15 protein-coding genes are annotated in these 18,745 nt (G+C 63.4%); 6 read left to right on the forward strand and 9 right to left on the reverse strand.

Annotated features, from left to right (window positions below):
• The first annotated feature begins 25 nt into the window (after positions 1-25).
• The 3 genes from relA to ppc all read left to right on the forward strand — a co-directional run bounded on the left by relA (position 26) and on the right by ppc (position 6,178).
• Positions 26-2,290 (forward strand): GTP diphosphokinase, encoded by a 2,265-nt coding sequence (gene relA, locus HXS65_RS01785; protein ID WP_077372191.1) that lies wholly within the window; start codon positions 26-28, stop codon positions 2,288-2,290.
• On the forward strand, positions 2,287-3,222 hold the full coding sequence (gene mazG / locus HXS65_RS01790) for a nucleoside triphosphate pyrophosphohydrolase (protein WP_176492963.1): 936 nt from the start codon (positions 2,287-2,289) through the stop codon (positions 3,220-3,222). Before relA ends, mazG begins: the two co-directional genes overlap by 4 nt.
• Positions 3,223-3,529: 307 nt before the next feature.
• Entirely contained in the window at positions 3,530-6,178 is a 2,649-nt protein-coding gene (gene ppc, locus HXS65_RS01795; RefSeq protein WP_077372197.1) for a phosphoenolpyruvate carboxylase, read from the forward strand.
• A 112-nt stretch (positions 6,179-6,290) separates the two neighbouring features.
• Here the strand turns inward: ppc and HXS65_RS01800 are convergent, their stop codons facing one another.
• From HXS65_RS01800 to HXS65_RS01835, 8 genes are all read right to left on the reverse strand, one after another.
• Positions 6,291-7,337, reverse strand: a complete 1,047-nt coding sequence (locus HXS65_RS01800) for an asparaginase (RefSeq protein WP_084209113.1) — start codon at positions 7,335-7,337, stop codon at positions 6,291-6,293.
• A 116-nt stretch (positions 7,338-7,453) separates the two neighbouring features.
• A complete protein-coding gene (pcp, locus tag HXS65_RS01805) occupies positions 7,454-8,113 on the reverse strand; it encodes a pyroglutamyl-peptidase I (protein WP_176492964.1) in 660 nt (219 codons plus the stop codon).
• A gap of 78 nt (positions 8,114-8,191) precedes the next feature.
• A complete protein-coding gene (locus tag HXS65_RS01810) occupies positions 8,192-9,103 on the reverse strand; it encodes a DUF979 domain-containing protein (protein WP_077372207.1) in 912 nt (303 codons plus the stop codon).
• A complete protein-coding gene (locus HXS65_RS01815; protein WP_176492965.1) occupies positions 9,100-9,873 on the reverse strand; it encodes a DUF969 domain-containing protein in 774 nt (257 codons plus the stop codon). Before HXS65_RS01815 ends, HXS65_RS01810 begins: the two co-directional genes overlap by 4 nt.
• A 418-nt stretch (positions 9,874-10,291) precedes the next feature.
• Complete coding sequence (locus HXS65_RS01820) at positions 10,292-11,491, reverse strand: MFS transporter (protein ID WP_176492966.1); 1,200 nt, start codon at positions 11,489-11,491, stop codon at positions 10,292-10,294.
• 263 nt (positions 11,492-11,754) lie between these two features.
• Entirely contained in the window at positions 11,755-12,375 is a 621-nt protein-coding gene (locus tag HXS65_RS01825; protein ID WP_176492967.1) for a hypothetical protein, read from the reverse strand.
• Positions 12,376-12,620: 245 nt separating this feature from the next.
• On the reverse strand, positions 12,621-13,235 hold the full coding sequence (locus HXS65_RS01830) for a CBS domain-containing protein (protein WP_065392490.1): 615 nt from the start codon (positions 13,233-13,235) through the stop codon (positions 12,621-12,623).
• Between the two features lie 517 nt (positions 13,236-13,752).
• The gene (locus tag HXS65_RS01835; RefSeq protein ID WP_077372220.1) at positions 13,753-14,253 is read right to left on the reverse strand and encodes a hypothetical protein; all 501 of its coding nucleotides are present in this window, start codon (positions 14,251-14,253) and stop codon (positions 13,753-13,755) included.
• Between the two features lie 825 nt (positions 14,254-15,078).
• On the opposite strand from HXS65_RS01835, the gene HXS65_RS01840 reads away from it, so the two are divergent.
• The 3 genes from HXS65_RS01840 (at position 15,079) to HXS65_RS01850 (ending at position 17,821) form a co-directional block, all read left to right on the forward strand.
• Positions 15,079-16,266: a GGDEF domain-containing protein gene (locus tag HXS65_RS01840; RefSeq protein ID WP_176492968.1), complete on the forward strand. Its 1,188-nt coding sequence runs from the start codon at positions 15,079-15,081 to the stop codon at positions 16,264-16,266.
• 97 nt (positions 16,267-16,363) lie between these two features.
• Positions 16,364-16,972 (forward strand): hypothetical protein, encoded by a 609-nt coding sequence (locus tag HXS65_RS01845; RefSeq protein WP_176492969.1) that lies wholly within the window; start codon positions 16,364-16,366, stop codon positions 16,970-16,972.
• A gap of 309 nt (positions 16,973-17,281) precedes the next feature.
• Positions 17,282-17,821, forward strand: a complete 540-nt coding sequence (locus HXS65_RS01850; protein WP_084209110.1) for a glycine zipper 2TM domain-containing protein — start codon at positions 17,282-17,284, stop codon at positions 17,819-17,821.
• Between the two features lie 223 nt (positions 17,822-18,044).
• Here HXS65_RS01850 and HXS65_RS01855 read toward each other — a convergent pair whose 3' ends face one another.
• Entirely contained in the window at positions 18,045-18,740 is a 696-nt protein-coding gene (locus tag HXS65_RS01855; protein ID WP_170877344.1) for a membrane integrity-associated transporter subunit PqiC, read from the reverse strand.
• Positions 18,741-18,745: the final 5 nt, after the last annotated feature.

An 18,745-nucleotide genomic window follows, 5' to 3' on the forward strand; every position in this document is an offset into this window, starting at 1 on the left:
GCAAGATATTCAAGGACATAGGGTCATGGTCAAGGTGCGCGAAGATCAGCCGCTGACCGATAGCGGTGGTGTGGACATCCCGGTGTGGGTCGCGCGACTGCGCGAGGAAGTCCCGTCGGTGAATGCCGAGGTCATGGTGCGAGCCTGTGAAGTCGCATTGAAGGTGGCGCGTGAGGCGGATGCGCGTGGCGACAAGCCCTGGCGTGAGCCGCTGGTCAGTTTCCGCTTCAGTCTCGAGATGGCGGATATCCTCTCGGAGCTGAAACTCGACCAGCCTGCGCTGGTGGCGGCAGTGCTCTATCGCGCGGTGCGTGAGGGGCACCTGGGGCTTGAGGCCATCGACAAGCACTTCGGTGCCGAGGTGGCACGCCTGATCGAGGGCGTGCTCAACATGGCCGCCATCAGTCAGTTGCAGGCGCCCAGTCATGGCATGGCGCAGCACGATCAACAGGACAACCTGCGCAAGATGCTGGTGTCGATGATCGATGACGTGCGCATCGCGCTGATCAAGATCGCCGAGCGCACCGTCGCCCTGCGTCACGTCAAGGATGCGCCGCGTGAGAAGCGCATGCGGGTCGCCAATGAGGTCTTCGACATCTATGGTCCGCTGGCTCATCGTCTTGGCATCGGTCAGCTCAAGTGGGAGCTGGAGGATCTGTCCTTCCGCTACCGCGAGGAGACCGAGTACAAGAACATCGCCAAGCAGCTGGCCGAGAAGCGTCTGGAGCGCGAGCATTACATCGCCGATCTGCTGGTCGAGATGCGCAGTCTGATGCGCGATCAGGGCATCAAGCACTTCGATGTCGCCGGCCGCGCCAAGCACATCTACTCCATCTGGCGGAAGATGAAGATCAAGCGCATCGCCTTCTCGCAGGTGTATGACGTGCGTGCGGTGCGGATTCTCGTCGGCACCGTCAGTGACTGCTATACGGCATTGGGCATCGTCCACTCGCGCTGGCACCACGTGCCTCACGAGTTCGATGACTACATCGCCAACCCGAAGAAGAATGGCTATCAGTCGCTGCACACCGCAGTGGTCGGGCCCAGCAACAAGGTCATCGAGATCCAGATCCGCACCTTCGACATGCACGAGGAGGCGGAGCTGGGCGTGTGTGCCCACTGGCGTTACAAGGGCCACGACGTCGGCCACAAGAGTCGCAGCTACGAGGACAAGATCGCCTGGTTGCGTCAGGTGCTCGAATGGCAGGACGAGGTCGGCGAGAGCGGAGGACAGGAGTCCATCCGTCAGGGCCTGAGTTCCGACGTGGCACCTGACCGTATCTATGTCTTCACGCCGGAAGGGCACGTCATCGACCTGCCCAAGATCGCCACGCCCATCGACTTCGCCTATCGCGTGCACACCGAGGTGGGGCATCGCTGTCGTGGTGCCAAGGTTGACGGCCGTATCGTGCCGCTGACCTACAAGCTCAAGACCGGCCAGCAGGTCGAGATCCTGACGGCCACCAAGGGCGGGCCGAGTCGTGACTGGCTCAACCCCAATCTGGGCTATGTGCGCACCTCGCGCGCTCGCGCCAAGATCCAGACCTGGTTCAAGCTCCAGGCGCGGGATCAGAACGTCGACGAGGGCAAGGCGCTGCTCGAGAAGGAATTCTCGCGTCTGGCGCTGGAGAACCTTGATCGCGACAAGCTGGCCAACGCCGTCAACTATCCGACACGTGATGACATGTACGCCGCCATCGGCGCGGGGGACCTGCGGGTCGGCCAGGTGCTGCATCAGGCGCAGCAGCTGTTCGGCGACACCGATGATCAGGAGCAGCTCGAGCGCCTGCTGCGTCAGCGCAAGCCGCAGGGCAAGGAGAAGCCGGACGCCGTCATGGTGCTGGGGGTCGGCAACCTGAAGACCACCATGGCCAACTGCTGCCATCCGGTGCCAGGGGATCAGATCGCCGGTTTCATCACCCAGGGGCGTGGCGTGACGGTGCATCGTCAGGACTGCCCGAACCTGATCCAGCTGCGCTCGGACGAGCCGCGGCGCATCGTCGATGTCGACTGGGGCCAGCGGTCACGCAGCCAGTATCCGGTGGATATCGAGATCCAGGCCTGGGACCGCTCGGGGCTCCTGCGCGATGTCACCAATGTGCTCAGTGGCGACAAGGTCAATGTGCTGTCGGTCAATACGCGCACCGACCAGCTCGACAACATCGCCACGCTCAGGATCACGCTGGAGGTCGAGAACCTCGATGTGCTGGGACGCGTGTTCGCACGTATCCAGCAGCTGCCCAACATCATCGACGTCAAGCGCCTGCGGGTCGGTGGCAACAAGTCATGAGTGCCGCAACTCCCCCCGGACGCCATGGCCTTGAGGACCTGCTGACCCTGATGGCCGTGCTGCGTGACCCGCAGTACGGCTGTCCGTGGGATCTGAAGCAGGACTACGCGAGCCTGGTGCCGCACACCCTGGAGGAGGCCTATGAAGTCGCCGACGTGATCGAGCGGGCCGCGGCAGATGCCGAGGTGCTCGACGAGCTGCCGGCGGAGCTGGGCGACCTGCTCTTTCAGGGCGTGTTCTACGCCCAGATCGCCAGCGAGCAGCAGCGTTTCGACTTCCATGACGTCATCCATGTGCTCACCGAGAAGATGCTGCGCCGCCATCCGCATGTCTTCCCGGATGGCACCCTGGCTTCGCGCCGTGAGGGCGTCGCCACGCATGAGGTGGACGAAGGGTCGCTGAATGCCCAGTGGGAGACCCTCAAGCAGCAGGAGTCCGGCGAGCCATCTGCCAGCCAGGCCGCTGACGTCAGCGTGCTGGATGGCGTGCCGCTGGGCCTGCCGGCGCTGACGCGGGCGGCCAAGCTCTCGAAGAAGGCCTCACGTTCGGGCTTTGACTGGCCGGACACTGCCGGTGTGCTGGACAAGATCCGCGAGGAACTCGGCGAGGTCGAGGAAGCGCTGGCCGAGGGCGATGAGGCCCATGCGCGTGAGGAGGTGGGGGATCTGCTGTTCGCGGTGGTCAACCTGGCGCGGACGCTCAAGGCGGACCCGGAACAGCAGCTGCGGGCGACCAATGCCCGTTTCGCGTCCCGGTTCCGTCATGTGGAAGCCGCGATTGCGGCAGAGGGGCGTTCGCTGAAGGAGGCCAGTCTCGCCGAGATGGATGCGCACTGGGATGAGGCCAAGCGCCGGGAGCGGGCGGCCAGACAGTCCGAGAGCCTCGAGGATGGCTCGTCGAACGCGCGTGCGGTGACTCCGCTTGTCAGGTGATGTGATGCCGTCGTCGGGCGGCAGAAAGAAAATGTAGTAAGTTTACGCGATAGTCGGATTGTGGAGCCAAGGCCCGCGGTCGTATGCTGATGGTAAGCGATCAGGGCAAGTGCCTTGTCCTGCTTTCCGGTCTGCTGCGCCGCGGGCCTTTCGTTTGGGGCATGCGTCAGATCTCTGTGCCAGTCTCCGTGTCAGGTGGCGCAGGGCTTGCGACGGGCCGCGAGCCCGTCATGGATCTGTCAACTGAATGCCCCTGATGACAGGGGATGATTCCCGCGGCGGCACCGTCACTCCCAAGGAGGGTTGCATGAGTCACGACCTGCATGAATCGTTGCGCGACAATGTGCGCATTCTCGGGGACAACCTCGGCCAGACCATCGCGGCCGATCTCGGCGATGACTTCGTCGAGCGTATCGAACGCATTCGCGCCCTGGCCAAGAAAGGCCAGCAAGGCGACCTCGCGGCCCGTCGCGAGTTGATCGATTACCTGCGCGACCTTCCCGACAGCGATCTGCTGCCGGTCACCCGCGCCTTCAATCAGTTTCTGAATCTTTCCAACATCGCCGAGCAGCACTACCGCGGCCGCTTCAAGCGTGTCGAGGATTATCGTCCCGGCAGTCAGCCGGATCTGGGCGAGCTGATCACGCGTATCCGTGAGCGTGGCTTCAGTGCCCAGAAGATCGTCGAGGAGCTGTCGGCGATGCGCGTCGAGCTGGTGCTGACGGCCCACCCGACGGAAGTCATCCGCCGTACCCTGATCCAGAAGTACGATGCCATCGAAGGCTGCCTGACCCAGATGGAAGGTGCCTGTGATCGCCCGGAACAGGCGACGCTCGCGCGTGCACGCCTCTCTGAGCTGATCAGCCAGGCCTGGCATACCGACGAGATCCGTCACGAGCGCCCGACCCCGGTGGACGAGGCCAAGTGGGGCTTTGCCACCATCGAGAATTCGCTGTGGCAGGCGGTGCCTGACTTCCATCGTCAGCTGGACGAGATGACGCTGGAGGCGGCCGGCGAGCGTCTGCCGCTGGACGCCGCGCCGCTGCGCTTCGCCTCCTGGATGGGGGGCGACCGCGATGGCAACCCGAATGTCACCGCGCGGGTCACCCGCACCGTGCTGCTGCTGGGTCGCTGGATGGCGGCGGATCTCTACCTGCGGGATCTCGAGCAGCTCAAGTCCGAGCTCTCCATGTGGAAGTGCTCCGCGGCGCTGCGTGCCGAGGCCGGCGACGTGGCGGAACCTTACCGCGAGATCCTGCGGCGTCTGATCCTGCGCATGGAAAGCACCCGTGACTGGGCCAAGGCTGGCCTGGACGGCAAGCGTCACGAGGGGCTCGACATCATCGAGACGCGTGAGCAGCTCTATGCACCGCTGCTGGCCTGCTACCGCTCGCTGTGTGACGTGGGACTGGATACCATCGCCAATGGCGCCTTGCTCGACACGCTGCGCCGCGTGGCCTGTTTCGGCGTGACTCTCACCAAGCTCGACATCCGTCAGGAAAGTACGCGCCACGCCCAGGTGCTCGACGAGCTGACCCAGTCGCTGGGCATGGGCAGCTACTTCGAGTGGGATGAGCAGAAGCGCTGTGAATTCCTCGCCAGGGAGCTGGGCGGTCAGCGTCCCTTGATCCCGCGTCATTGGGAGTGCTCCACCGATACCCGCGAAGTGCTGGATACCTTCAAGGTCATCGCGCGTGAACACCGTGAGGCGCTGGGCACCTACATCATCTCGATGGCGGGCCAGGCCTCCGATGTACTGGCGGTGGCGCTGCTGATGAAGGAGGTGGGCGGTGATGTGCGCCTGCCCATCGCGCCGCTGTTCGAGACCCTGGACGACCTGGATCGCTCCGGCCCGGTCATCGACACGCTGCTGGGCATGCCGATCTATCGCAAGCACGCCGGCAATCGTCAGGAAGTGATGATCGGCTATTCCGACTCCGCCAAGGATGCCGGCCAGCTGGCGGCGGCCTGGGCACAGTATCGTGCTCAGGAGACGCTGGTGGATGTCACCAAGCGGCACGGCGTCGAACTGACACTGTTCCATGGTCGTGGCGGCACGGTGGGTCGCGGGGGCGGTCCGGCACATGCGGCGATCCTCTCGCAGCCGCCGGGCTCGGTGACCGGTTCCCTGCGCGTGACCGAGCAGGGCGAGATGATCCGCTTCAAGTTCGGCCTGCCGGACATCGCCAGCCGCTCGATGGAGATCTATGTCTGTGCGGTGCTCGAGGCCAGCCTGCTGCCGCCGCCCGCCCCGCGTCAGGAATGGCGCGACGAGATGAATCGTCTCGCGGACGTCGCGCACAAGGCCTATGTCGGAGTGGTGCGCGAGGACCCGAACTTCGTGCCTTACTTCCGCTCGGTCACGCCGGAGACGGCACTGGCGCGCCTGCCGCTGGGGTCACGCCCGGCCAAGCGTCGTCAGGATGGCGGTGTCGAGACGCTGCGGGCGATCCCGTGGATCTTCGCCTGGACCCAGATTCGTCTGATGCTGCCGGCGTGGCTTGGCAGTGGCGAAGCCTTCGCCAATCGGCTCGAGGAAGAGGGTGGGCTGGAAATCCTGCGCGAGATGATGAACGACTGGCCGTTCTTCTCCACCTATGTCGACATGCTGGAGATGCTGCTGTCCAAGGCGGATCTCTCGACGGCGGCCTACTACGAGCAACGTCTGGTGGATGAGCCGGCGCTCAAGGAGCTGGGGCAGTCGCTGCGTGATCGTCTCGAGCGTCTGGAGAAGGTGGTGCTGGAGATCCGCGATCAACAGACGCTGCTGGAGCACATGCCGCTGATCCGTCAGGCCATCGATGTGCGCAACCCCTACATCGACCCGCTGCATGGCCTGCAGGCCGAGCTTCTGCAGCGCAACCGGGACGCCGATGGCGCCATCTCCGCCGAGCTGTCGCGCGCCCTGATGGTGACCATGGCCGGTATCTCGGCCGGTCTGCGCAACACCGGCTGAGGCGGCGGCTGACGATATCGCGTCGGCCAGTCTTGAGTCACTGCATGAAAAAGCCCCGACAGGCATGCCTGTCGGGGCTTTTCGTTGTCATGAAGCTAACGGTGGTATCTGATTACAGCAGGCCGCTGGCGCGCTCTCCTACCCATGGCATCAGGAAACGTTCCCGCTGCCAGTCCTCATCCTGATTGAGCGCGACCAGGTGCAGCAGCTTGGTGAAGGCGGCCTCCAGCGTCATGTCATCACCGGACAGTACCCCGATGGTGGCAAGGCCCGCGCCTGCCGCATAGTGGCCGATGCTGACCGGGCCATGCGGACACTGGCTGATGCCGGCCAGCAGCTTGCCTTCGCCGCGCGCATCGGCCAGCACGCCCAGAAGCTCGGCGTCCGCCGGCAGATTGCCGCTGCCCCACAGTTCCAGCACCGCGCCCTTCACTTCGCTGCGCAGCAACTGCACTCGTACGCTCTCGGCGCTGATGCCGGGGTAGAGCGGCAGGCGGATGACGGCATCCTGGCCGAGGCAGGCGTAATCCGGCAATTCGAAGGCCGGCCCCTGGTCATCCATCAGGCGGCCTGGATAGACCACCACACGGTCATCGACCCACTCGCCCAGCAGGGGGGCATTGGGAGTGGTGAAGCCGCGGTGATCCTGGGTATACCACTTGCGGGTGCACACGCCGCGCAGCAGCTGACCGCCGAAGGCGACCACCACCTCATTGAGGGTCGGTTGGGCGGCGGCGGTGAGGGCCAGTTCGACATTGGCAAGAGCATCGCTGCCGTCGGCCTCCAATGGCAGCTGGGCACCACTGACGATCACCGGGCGGGCGGTGCCCTTGAGCTGGAAGGCGAGGCTTGACGCCGTCCAGGCGAGGGTGTCGGTGCCCTGCAGCACCACGAAGCCATCGAAACTGTCATAGGCATCGGCGATCTCGCCCGCGATCTGCTGCCAGTCAGCGGGCGTCGCCGAGGAGGAGTCGATCAGTTGCGGGAATTCGCGCAGGGTGAAGGCGGGCAGACGACCACGACGGCTGGGTGGCAGATCTTCCAGCGCTGCTCGCAGACGCGCATCGAAGTCTCCGGCCGGCACCAGGCCCTGCTCGCTTTCGACCATGCCCAGCGTACCGCCGGTATACAGCACCAGGATGTGTGTCTCGGGAGTCATCGTATCCACCTGCCAGAAATGGGAAAGCCGGCATTGTAACGCATGCCGGCTGGCGGGTGAGACGTGCTGCCAAGGGGATGGCCAGGTCAGCAGCGAGTGCGGTGGTGGCGGAAGGGCTAGCTGATGTTGCCACCGCCTATGCGCACATCCTGCTGATGGGTCATGGCGCTGATGCAGAGGACGCGCACGCCTTCCAGCAGGCTCTCCAGGCTCATGGTCGGCAGTCGGCCATCGAGGCTCTGCTCGGGGAGTGCCGGAATATGCACGAAGCCGGAGCGGATCGGACTGTGTGCCAGATGGCGTTGCACGCCGTAGAACAGATGGTTGCAGACGAAGGTGCCGGCGGTATAGGAGACGCTGGCCGGCAGTCCCGCTGCCTGCAGATCATTGACCATCGCCTTGATGGGCAGAGTCGTGAAGCAGGCATCCGGGCCACCGGTCTCGATGGGTTCATCCACCGGCTGGTGTCCGCCATTGTCCTTGATGCGGTAGTCATCCAGATTGATGGCGACGCGCTCCGGCGTGATGGCGCTGCGACCACTCGCCTGGCCCAGCATGATCACGGTATCGGGGGCGTGACGCTCGATGGCCTCCACCACGCTCTCGATCGCGGCGTAGCGTGTCACCGGCACGCGGCAGGTGCGTATCTCGACACTGTCCGATGAGCCATTCGACAGGGTCAGGGTCTGACCCTCCAGCTGCTCGATGATCTTGAGTGCCGGATTGACGCTGTCGTGGCCGAAGGGCTCGAAACCACAGAGAAGCAGACGGGACATGGGAGACTCCTTGACTGGCATCGATCACCGCAGGCCACTGCTGGCGGTGATCGATGCGCGGGTAAGCATGAGAACGAATCAGAAGGCCAGCAGCAGCATCAGGCTGATGTTGGCCATCAGCATCACCAGCGCCGGAATGATCTGGGCGCGGATGATGTGATAGCGATCATCCAGCTCCAGCAGCGCCGCCGGCACGATGTTGAAATTGGCGGCCATGGGCGTCATCAGCGTGCCGCAATAGCCCGACAGCATCCCCAGCACGCCGACGATGGCGGGATTGCCACCATGCAGGGCGATGACCAGCGGATAGCCGATCCCGGAGGTGATGACGGCGAAGGCGGCGAAGCCGTTGCCCATCAGCATGGTGAACACGGCCATGCCGACACAGTAGGCGATCACGCAGGCGATGAGACTGGTATCGGGAACCACGCTTGAGACCAGCCCCGCGATGGTCTGGCCGACACCGGCCTGATCGAACAGCAGACCGAGCGCGGCCAGGAACTGCGGCAGGATGGCGGCCCAGCCGATGGCATCCGCCAGGCGACGACCTTCCTGCATGCCGGTGCCGGGGCGCTCACGCAGCAGCAGCAGGGCAACGGCAAACGCCAGCACGGTCGCAAGCCCCAGCCCGACCAGTGCGCTCTGCCCGGTGGTGAGGGTGTAGAGGAAGGTGCCGATGGGAATCACCAGTGCCGGAATGAACAGCCGAGACCCCAGACGTTGGCGGCGCTGCTGGCGGGCTTCATCGCTGAGCTGTCCGTAATTGCCGAAGCCGAGCTGACCGGTGGCGGCCAGCAGCGCCATGGCGAGCATGGCGAGGCCGACCACGACATTGGGCAGCCACTGGCCGAAGGCCAGGCTGATCCCGAAGATCATCCAGAAGGCGCTGGTGCCAAGGCGACGCGGATGGTCGCGGTCGGTCAGGGTCAGAAGGGCAAACACCATGACGGCGAAGCCGGTGATCAGGTAAAGGGCATCGATACCGCTCATGAGTGGCTCTCCGTCACGGGAGTGGTGTAGCTGTCAGGGGCTGACGCGGAGGTTGGCTGCGAAGGGGCGGCGGGATACTCCTCGCGCAGCAGTCGATGCTCCTGCTGGATGCGCTTGTCCAGCCGGCGACACAGGATGAAGACCACGACCAGCGAGACGAGTGCGGTAGGAATGGCATAGAGCGCCATGTCCGCGAGACTGACGCTGGTGCCGCTCTTGTCCAGCACGCTCTTGATCAGCAGCAGGCCGCCCGAGGCGACGAAGATCAGCTGACTGAAGAAGTTGCCGAAGTTCTCGCTGACGGCATTGAGTACCCGGATGCGCTGGCTCAGGGTCTTGAAGCGGGGGGAGGCCACGGCTTCCTCGGAGAGGTCGCGCTCGGCGGCACCGACCGACATCGGCGCGACCAGCGGACGGATCATCGCCGGGTGCCCACCCAGCTGCAGCCCGAAGGCGTTGGTCACCTTGCGCAGCAGCAGGTAGCTCAGGGTGATGCGGCCGGCACTGGCGGCACGCAGCTTCTGCACGAGATGCTCGGCCTGGTCACGCAGGCCATTGCGCTCCAGCAGGCCAATGACCGGCAGGGTGATGATGAAAAGTGACACGGCGCGGTTGTCGGTAAAGGCCTGGCCGAGGGCGCCGAGGATCTCGGTGGGCGTCATGCCGGCCACGAGTCCCGAGGCAAAGCCTGCCACCAGGACCACCAGCAGAGCGTTCAAGCGCAGTGCCAGACCGACCACGATGATGGCGACGCCGATCAATGACAACATGTGATATCTCCCGAGCCTGAGGAGGACAGTCTGTTGCGGGGGCAGGACATGGGCTTTCACCTCTGAGTGTGAGCTTGTTGTTGTGAAGTACGTGCCGCGAAGTAGGTACCGTGAAGTACGTTGTTTTACTACGCGAGTTCAGAGGGTAGGGTCAGGCAGGAATAATCCAAATGAGACATTCGGAATATATAAATTAATCGTAATTGTTGAATCGATAGAATCTATCACTTGGAGGTGCATGACAGGTCTGGTCGATATCAGGCAGGCTGACATCAGCACGTCAGCGTGTGAATGCCGGAGCGGGACGCTCGCGTCAACAGGCCTCGCCGGGCGCACGCTCGAACATCACGTCAGCGCGTGCAACCGCTTGGGCAAAAGGGCGGGGCAGGGAAGAGATGAAGAATGCGCAGCATAGGACTCAGCCGTCGATGACCTCGGGGCTTCCATCATCGCGCAGACAGATGCGCTGACGTCTCCCGACCTTGAGACCCAGCGCTGCGGCGGCGATGAGAATCAGCGCGAACAGCGAGGCGATCACGTCAAGGTCATTGGTGAATTCAAGCAGTATGCCCACCGCCAGCGGGCCGAGCGCCGCCAGCATGTAGCCGGTGCCTTGCGCCATTCCCGACAGCGCCCCGGCCAGGCGAGCGTCGTTGCTGCGCAGTACCAGCAAGGTCAGCGCCATCGAGAAGCTGCCTCCTTGACCAAAGCCCAGCAGTACGGCGAACAGCCAGCGCAGTGACAGCGGGCCGACCATCAGGCCGAGCAAGCCGACCGCCGAACAGGCAAGCAGCAGCAGGATGGCGGGACGCTGATCCCGTCCCATGCGCCCGATCACCGGCGCCAGCAGGGCAGTGAGTACCTGGGCCATCACCGAGGCGGCCATCAGCCAGCCGGCCTCGACATCGCTCAAGCCACGTTGTTGCAACAGAAACGGAAGCCAGCCGAAGACGATATACGCCAGTGATGACTGGCAGCCCATGAAGAAGGTGATCTGTCGTGCCAGTGGCAGGTGCCACAGGCGTGGCGCGTCATGTTGGCCGGCCGGCAGGCGCCGAGGCCAGGGGTGCGGCATGCTCAGACGCCAGACCGGTAGGGCGATCACCACCAGCAATGCCCAGCAGCTCAAAGAGGCCTGCCAGCTGTCCAGCCAGTTGGCCAGCGGCACACTGAGCCCTGCGGCAAGGGCGGCGCCAAGGCATAGCGCCATGGTGTAGACACCGGTGAACAGGTCAGCGCGCTCGGGATGTTCGCGCTTGACGATGGCGGGCAACAGGGTGCCCGCGATACCGATACTGCCGCCGCACAGCAAGGTCCCCAGATAGAGAAGGAGAGTCAGGTCGCTGGCACGCAGCCACAAGGCGATTCCCAGGGTGACAAGCGCCAGGCTCAAGGTACGCTCCGCCCCCAGTCGCCCCGCCAGGCGGGGTGCCAGTGGCGCGAACAGTCCCAGGCATATCACCGGCAGAGTCGTCAGCAGGCCGGCGGCCAGTGTGCTCAGGCCAAGGTCCTGCGTGATGCGATCCAGCAGGGGGGCCAGCGAGGACAGCGCCGGTCGTAGATTGAGGGCGACCAGTATCAGGATGAGCAGAAACAGCGGGACGGACATTCGGCGCATGAGGCAGGCCTATCCTGAAGTGAAGGAGAGTCATGAATACGCGGGCGGACAGGGGCAGTGAACCTCCTGAACGCTTGGACAGTTCTGCGAGAATACCGTCATCCTCCGGCACTGTCTTGCGGGTTCCGACCAATATGCAATACCCATGATGCAAGGCACGCCGTGCAATGAACGACCTGCCATTCACGATCTGGCATCCACGACGCAAGACGCCCAGCAGGGGCTGGGCGTCTTGTGAGATAAGGCGGGTTGCAGAGAGGGGCTCAGTATTTCGGCTCGAGCTCCAGCTCGCGAGCCCCGGGGTAGAGCTCAAGCGGTGTCTTGCGTGGCGTGGTGCCAGCTCCCTGCCCTTGCTGCCCGGTACGTGACCTGGTGTCACCGTTGCGCCATGAGGAAAGCGGCGACGTGCGATCAGGCGAGACGCTGCTGGTTGACGAGGCAGCGGGACGACGCAGCGCCTTGGCACGAATCAGGGACATGTCCTCGGTACTCAGCAGCAGGCCCTGCTGGGTACGCTCGATCTTCAACAGGCCCTTGAAGTGCCAGCAGCGCATCGGGGTATGGGCGACGCGGTAGCGGTGGCCCTCCACCTCCAGCGATACGGCTTCCCTGGGACGGCAGCCCCGGGGGTGAAGCTGTACCTCTTCCAGCAACACCAGACGATTGAAGTCCTGGGGGTGAAGGACCTGGTTGCCTTCATGCATGCGCACCGGGAAGGCGTGGTTGTCGCGGGACAGTTCACGTCGCTTGTGGTTGACGCTGCCAGACCCTTCCAGGACACCCACGCCACAGACGTGCAACAGTTCGCCGTCGATCTGCTTGATGACAAGCACCTCGACGTGGCGTTGCTTGAACAGTTGATTACGCAATGAGCTCAAGGGCATGGCGGGAATCCTCTCTGGCAGCTTCTGGCCTCTTTTCAGTGGCGGGTCGCCAGACGGGTTGGATGGCGTTGAAGCGATATCTGTCGACTATATCATACGCCGTCCTGTCGAGGATTTCCTGAATCCAGCGCCCTGGCGCAGTGATCTATGCAACCTGTCGCTGGATTCATGGGCGTCTTTGATGACAAGGGCTGAGGCGTCTGGTGCCAAGTGCTCATGTCACTCGTACTTGCCAAGTGCTCATGTCACTCGTACTTGCCAAGTACCGCCCGGCAGATGTCGGCAAAGCTGCGGGCTTCCGGGGGATGCTCAAGGTGGAGCCCGAGGGCCTGCCCGACACGAGATGCCGCGATCAAACCACGGATGCAGGGGTGGCCATCGCTGTCCTCTTCCGTGACCAGCAGGTGGGATTCTCCGCTCTGACGCAGGGTCTCGACCAGATCGCCCACCCTGGCGCGCTTGAGCACTGACAGGGCAATGCCATGCAGCTCGGCGCGTGGCACCTGCACCATGTCGACGGTGACTTCATCACGCTGCACATCGAAGCGTGTCATGGCTCGCATCACCACGCGCCCGCCCTGCAGCTCGCGGGAGGTGACGACGCCGGTGAAGGTGCCGTCGTGATCATGCACCAGCAGAAGACGCACGCCTGCCTGTTTCATGGTCGCCAGCGCCTGACCGATGGAGGCGCTCCCCTGGATGCTGCGACCCGCGGTCACCGAGAAATCGGTCAGCAGTTCGCTGGCGGGGCTGTCCATGTTGATGTCGCCCAGAGGCTGGAGAGGCAGGCGTGAGGTGGTGACCTGTTCAAGCGGTTTCACTTCGAGGGTGTGATAGGCAGATGGGGCGATGGCATTCATGGAATGACTCCGATACTTGATGAACGATGAGCGTCTGCAAGATGAGAGTCACGCTGATCAAGGGAGTTTCCTGCACCGGGAGTAACGGCTTGTTGCTGTTGTCGCAACCACTGATGCAAGGCCCCGCTCGAGAGGCGGGCGTGTGACTGGCGCGCGGAAAGACGCTGTCTGGCAGCAGACCGGCAGGATGGGACAGAGGCGAAGTGACTAGCGAGAAAGCCGGATGGGGCGGGGGGTGTGAAAGATTCTGTGCTGGATGACAGCCGGATGTGGCAAGGCACGGCGTCCTCCCGGATCAGGAATCACGTCGTGCCTTGTTCATGCAGAGGGCAGTGAGCTCATCACCGCGTCAGCAGGCCCCGCTGTTGTTCCGGATTGGCAACAATGCGCCGCCGGCTCCGTTTCAGAGCCCTCATGTCGAAGTCCTTATGCCAGAGCTCTTATGCCAGGGCTCTTATGCCAGGGCCCTTATGCCAAGCCCTCATGTCAGAGCCCTGATGCCAGCATGCTCACGGCATCACAGCCACTCTTTCAAGTCGCCGCGCACCGAGTCCAGGAAGGTGATGAAGTCCGTCTGACCCTCGCCATCGCAGCGATCGACCTTGCAGGCGAGCTTCATGCGAGTCCCGGCAACGATCTCGTCATAGACCTCCAGCGTCAGCTTCTCCACCTCGGCATCGGCAGGCTCCCGCTCGCCATCTGCCAGACTGAAGGTGGTGATCAGCGTGCCACGCAGACGGGTAGTGCCGCCTTCGGCGACGATACGGCGGACTTTCAGCCAACCTTCGCGCACCAGGACATCCCCCTGGGCATCCTTGTGCTTGTAGATCGTGCGGTAGCAGGCATTTTCCGAGGCACCCTTGGCCGCCATGCTCTGGTAGGCCTGAATCATGCGGGTCGCCATGGTGCCGGCTTCGGCAATCTTGCGACGGGCAGCACGGTGTTCGCGCTCGAGACGATCCTGCTTGGAGAAACGCTGCCACAGGTGGAAATCGCGCGTCAGAGTGGTCGCGTCCATTGAATACTCTCTTGTTGCATGAAGGCCGTTGCCCCCTGGCGGGGGAAACGGACAAGGATGGTGGCGGGAGGCAGGACCTTGTGGTCGTGTTGCTCCGGCCCGGCAGTCAGGCGTATCACTGATGGCCCTCATCATCCCTAATCCGAAGGGCGCTGCCAAGGCAAGCGTCGCCGCGCATGAGCGTCGAGCATTGCGCGGCCCCGTGGCATCCACCGTGGTTGATGCGCCATGCAGCCTCACCGGATAATGGGCCGCATTCGATGCGCGGCCAGGTCATGTCGAGGGGGATGGACATCGTGCGGAAGGGGGATGGACATCGTGCGGAAGAGGGATGGCATTTGAGGTGGGCGGCATCGGATTGCGGCGCCTGTCGGCGAGACGTGATCAGGCTGGCTGTCATGCAGGAGTATCAGGCTGCCATTTGCAGGTGATGGCACCTCACTCACACTCTTGCCTGAAATCTTCTACGAGATGTGGCCCCTGGCACAAACGCCAACAACGAAGACTTGGCACGTCCATATGCCTTTTCCGCGTCAAACGGCGACGTTATGTCACGTTATGCCCCCTTTCCTGCATGCCTTGAATGACGCGCATGGACTGTCGCCATCACGTTTCACACTCGAACGTGAGGTAGACTGGGAGCATTCAGACGGTATGAGATTCTCACACGGGACACATGGAAGGTGTCAGTTCAAAGAGGAAGGAATCATGGCGAAACCTGATCGCCGTCGGGCCGGGGAGAGGACCGGTCTGGCTGGGGTGAAGTGGCGTTGGCCGGCTCCAGGAGGGCTGGCTGAGCGGCATGCCGGGCTATATCAATTGTTCATGTGGTGCTACATCAGTGCGCTGGGTTGCCACATCGGCTATTTCGCCCTGCTCAGCATGCAGCCCTACCCGCAGCCCGTCGTCGCCCAGGTGGTCGGGACCTTGCTCACCGTGGCTTCCATCATCCTGCATCGCAGGGGACACCTGCAGACCGCGTTGCTGCTGCTGGTCGTGCCGGTATCGCTCAAGGCGTCATGGTGGGAACACCAGTTCGGCGTGGGTGCGGGATTCGAGTACTACCACATCCTGTCGATCTTCTTCATCTGCATCGCGCCGATGGCGCGGATCACACGTCTCCTGACCAGTGGCGGCCTGCTGATCTTCTATCTGATCGCCCAATCCCTGCCGGGGCCTGTCTACATCGGCTCCTATGAGTTCATGGCCACGGCCAGCATCGTCAATCTTGTGATCTGTGTCACCTTCATCGGCCTGGTGGCCATCGAGATGGGGTGGGAATCCGAGCGGCGCGAGAAGCGCTATCTGCGGGAGTTGCGCCATGATCAGCTGACGGGGGCCCTCTCGCGGCTTGCGCTCAGGGAGGAGGGCGCACGCATGCTTCAGGAGGACGGATTGGGGGTGTTGATGATCGACGTGGATCACTTCAAGACGATCAATGACACGCATGGGCACGCCAGCGGTGACGATGTGCTGGTGGAGCTGACACGGCGTCTGAGTCATCACCTGCGCGGCAGTGATCTGCTCTGTCGCCAGGGGGGCGAGGAGTTCGTGGCATTGTGCCCCAGCAATGATCGCCAAGGGTTGCGACACGCGGCCGACCGGCTGCTGCAGTCCATCAATGGACGCGCCTTCGTGTTGAACAATGGCAAGCTGCTGCGGGTCACGGTCAGTATCGGCGTGGCCCAGGGAGGGCCGGCCACGGCAGCCGAGTCCTTGCTGCCGGAGCTGATCCGTCGTGCGGACCAGGCGATGTATCGCGCCAAGCGTACCGGTCGCAATCGGGTGGTGACGGCCTGGGACATGCTGGATGAACCCCGCAGCCAGACCGACGCGGCCGATATCCCGGCGACAGCACAAGCCACCGCCCCGATGCCGAGTCCTGCGTCATCCTCGTCAGAGATGCGTCTCTGTGTGGAGGGCTCCCAGCGCGAGACGCGACAGCAGGACACTCACGGCGAAGGTAGCTCCCATGTCGCCGGGACTGGATGCTATGGCTACAAACGTCCTTGAATCGCACCGCTCCCGATGACGGTCGCGCCACTTCCATGGCCGTGCCCGGGCAGCCCGGTGGCAAGACCCTTTCTGCGTATTCCGGAGATTGAGATTGATGATCGATACGAGTGGTGGACGCGCGGGGCGTCTCTGGCAGTGCCTGTTCGTGACCGCAGCCTTGTTGACGGCAGAGATGACACTGGCGGCTCCTGCAACGACGCAGGACGGTGATGTGAATGCCGGCCAGGCCAGTGCCGCCGCGCCAGCTGTGGCGCCGGCCCTGCCAACGGCTGCCAAGGCCGGCAACAGCATCTATCGCTGCATGCTCGACGGTGTCCCCACCTGGCAGCAGCAGCCCTGTCATCAAGGGGATGCGCCGGTGGCGCTGGATGACTCCCTGACGGTGGTACCCGCTGCGCAAGGCGGGCCGGCAGATCTGGAGGAAGACGCCACCGCGGAGCGTCTCGAGCGCGAAAAGCAGCGGACTCTGGCGGCCCGTCAGGAGAGTCAGCGCCAATACCGGATTCGCTCGGCCATCGATGATGGCTATCTGGTGGAAGGCATGAGTGAGTCTCAGGCGGTGTCCTTGCTGGGCAAGCCCAGTGATGTCAGTGAGACCATCGCCGACAACCAGTCATGCCGCCTGCTCAGCTGGTGGGGAGATGTTCGTGTCCAGTTCTGCAATGACGAGGCTGTCTCCATCACCGCGACGCAGCGGGACTGACGACCTGAATCCCTGCTGGAAGGAGGCCGAGCATGCCTGGCTGCTTGCGTCATTCGAATCGGGCCCCGGATATTCAATTGTTTAGAATATTTGCATAATAGAGGCATCTTCTAGCGTCGATATGCCGTTATCGGGCTGGTTGTTGCTTTCTTGAGACAGCCGGGTGGTGAAGTTGCCACATTACCGAGTTTATCGAACAGTGTTAGATTACTCTCCGAACGCAGCGGCACGCCCCTCAAGTGTTATCCAGGGGCATGGCTGACTGGCCGACGAGCCAGGCTGCAACACTATTCGGTGAGGAGAACACGCATGAACAAGTCCATCCTGATTGGCGCGATCGTTGCTGCACTGGGCATTGGTGGTGGAGTGGCGATCGGCAGCTATACGGCCAGCAACTCAGGCCCTGAATACGCCGATATCGTGGCGGTGGATGCGGTGACGGAAACCGTGACCACCCCGCGTCAGGTATGCCACAACGAGACCGTGACCCATCAGGCGCCCAGCAAGGATACCCACAATGTCGTCGGCACTGCCGTCGGTGCGATCGTCGGAGGCGTGGTGGGCAATCAATTCGGCGGTGGCAACGGCAAGAAGGTATTGACCGCCGCGGGTGCCGTGGGTGGCGGCTATGCCGGCAATCAGATCCAGGGACAGATGAAGAAGGGCGATACCTACACCACGACCGAGCAGCGCTGCGAGACAGTGCAGGATGCCAGCGACAAGGTGGTGGGTTATGACGTCAAGGTCGACATGGGCGACGAGACTCGCACCGTGCGTCTTGAAGACAAGCCGGACGTGAAGCGCTTCGAGATTCGTGACGGTGAGCTGGTACTGCCACAGCAGGGCTGAGGCCAGATAGCCGAGCGGTCAGGCGGAGACGAAGAGCGTCGACAGGCGCGGCTCGATGAGTTCTCTCAAACGTTTCCCTCGATCGCTCTGCGCAATAGTCGCCAGACCAGAAGACCCCCGACGGAATCCGTCGGGGGTCTTCTGGTTTCTGGACATCCAGCTCTCTGGGCATCCAGCCGTACCCTGTTTAGTCAGTCTGTCAGACCGTCAGGTTCTCTGGTCGTCAGCTGGCATCCGCTGTGGAGGGCAATGCCTTGGCGATCTCACGTGCCAACTGCTCGCCGGTCACACGCCAGCCTTCGCCCAGGCTGTTGACCAGTGCCGGATAGCCGTCATCCGTCAGGGGAGTCAGCGTCTGGATGTCGCCTTCCTCCAGCACGCTGCCATCCACGCCGCGCAGGCGCCAGCGACCGGTGATGACGGACTGGCCATCATGGCGGCCGATGAAGCGATCCAGGCTGACGCTCAGGCGGGCACCCTTCAATCCGCTCAGGCTGGTATCCGCGATACGGTACTGGCTCAGCGGCTGGGCGGGGCTGGCTTTCAGCTGGTTCAGCAGCTGGCGGGTCAGCATGTCCTGCAGGTCATCGGCCCACAGGTTCTGGCTGGCCTGTACCAGGGTGATGTCGTCCGTCTGATAGACCAGACTGCCGCCTTCCAGATAGCTGGCCAGTTGCACCGGCATCACTTCCAGCAGGGGTGCATCGGCGGCAACGCTGCGCTGGGCAGCGGTCTGTGTCGTCTGTGGCAGCAGGTAAGCGCCACCAGTGGCGGCGGTCGTGCAACCCGCCAGTGTGCCGAGCATCAGCAAACCTGCCATCAGGCCGCCGAAGCGGCCCTTGCGCGACGTTGAAGTGCGCGGTGAGGCAGACGCGCTGCACGCTTGCGGCATGGCTGCCGTGCGGGTCGAGAGACTCATGGCTG

The organism is Cobetia sp. 5-25-4-2 (assembly GCF_013374075.1).
In the GTDB taxonomy this organism is placed as follows: domain Bacteria; phylum Pseudomonadota; class Gammaproteobacteria; order Pseudomonadales; family Halomonadaceae; genus Cobetia; species Cobetia marina.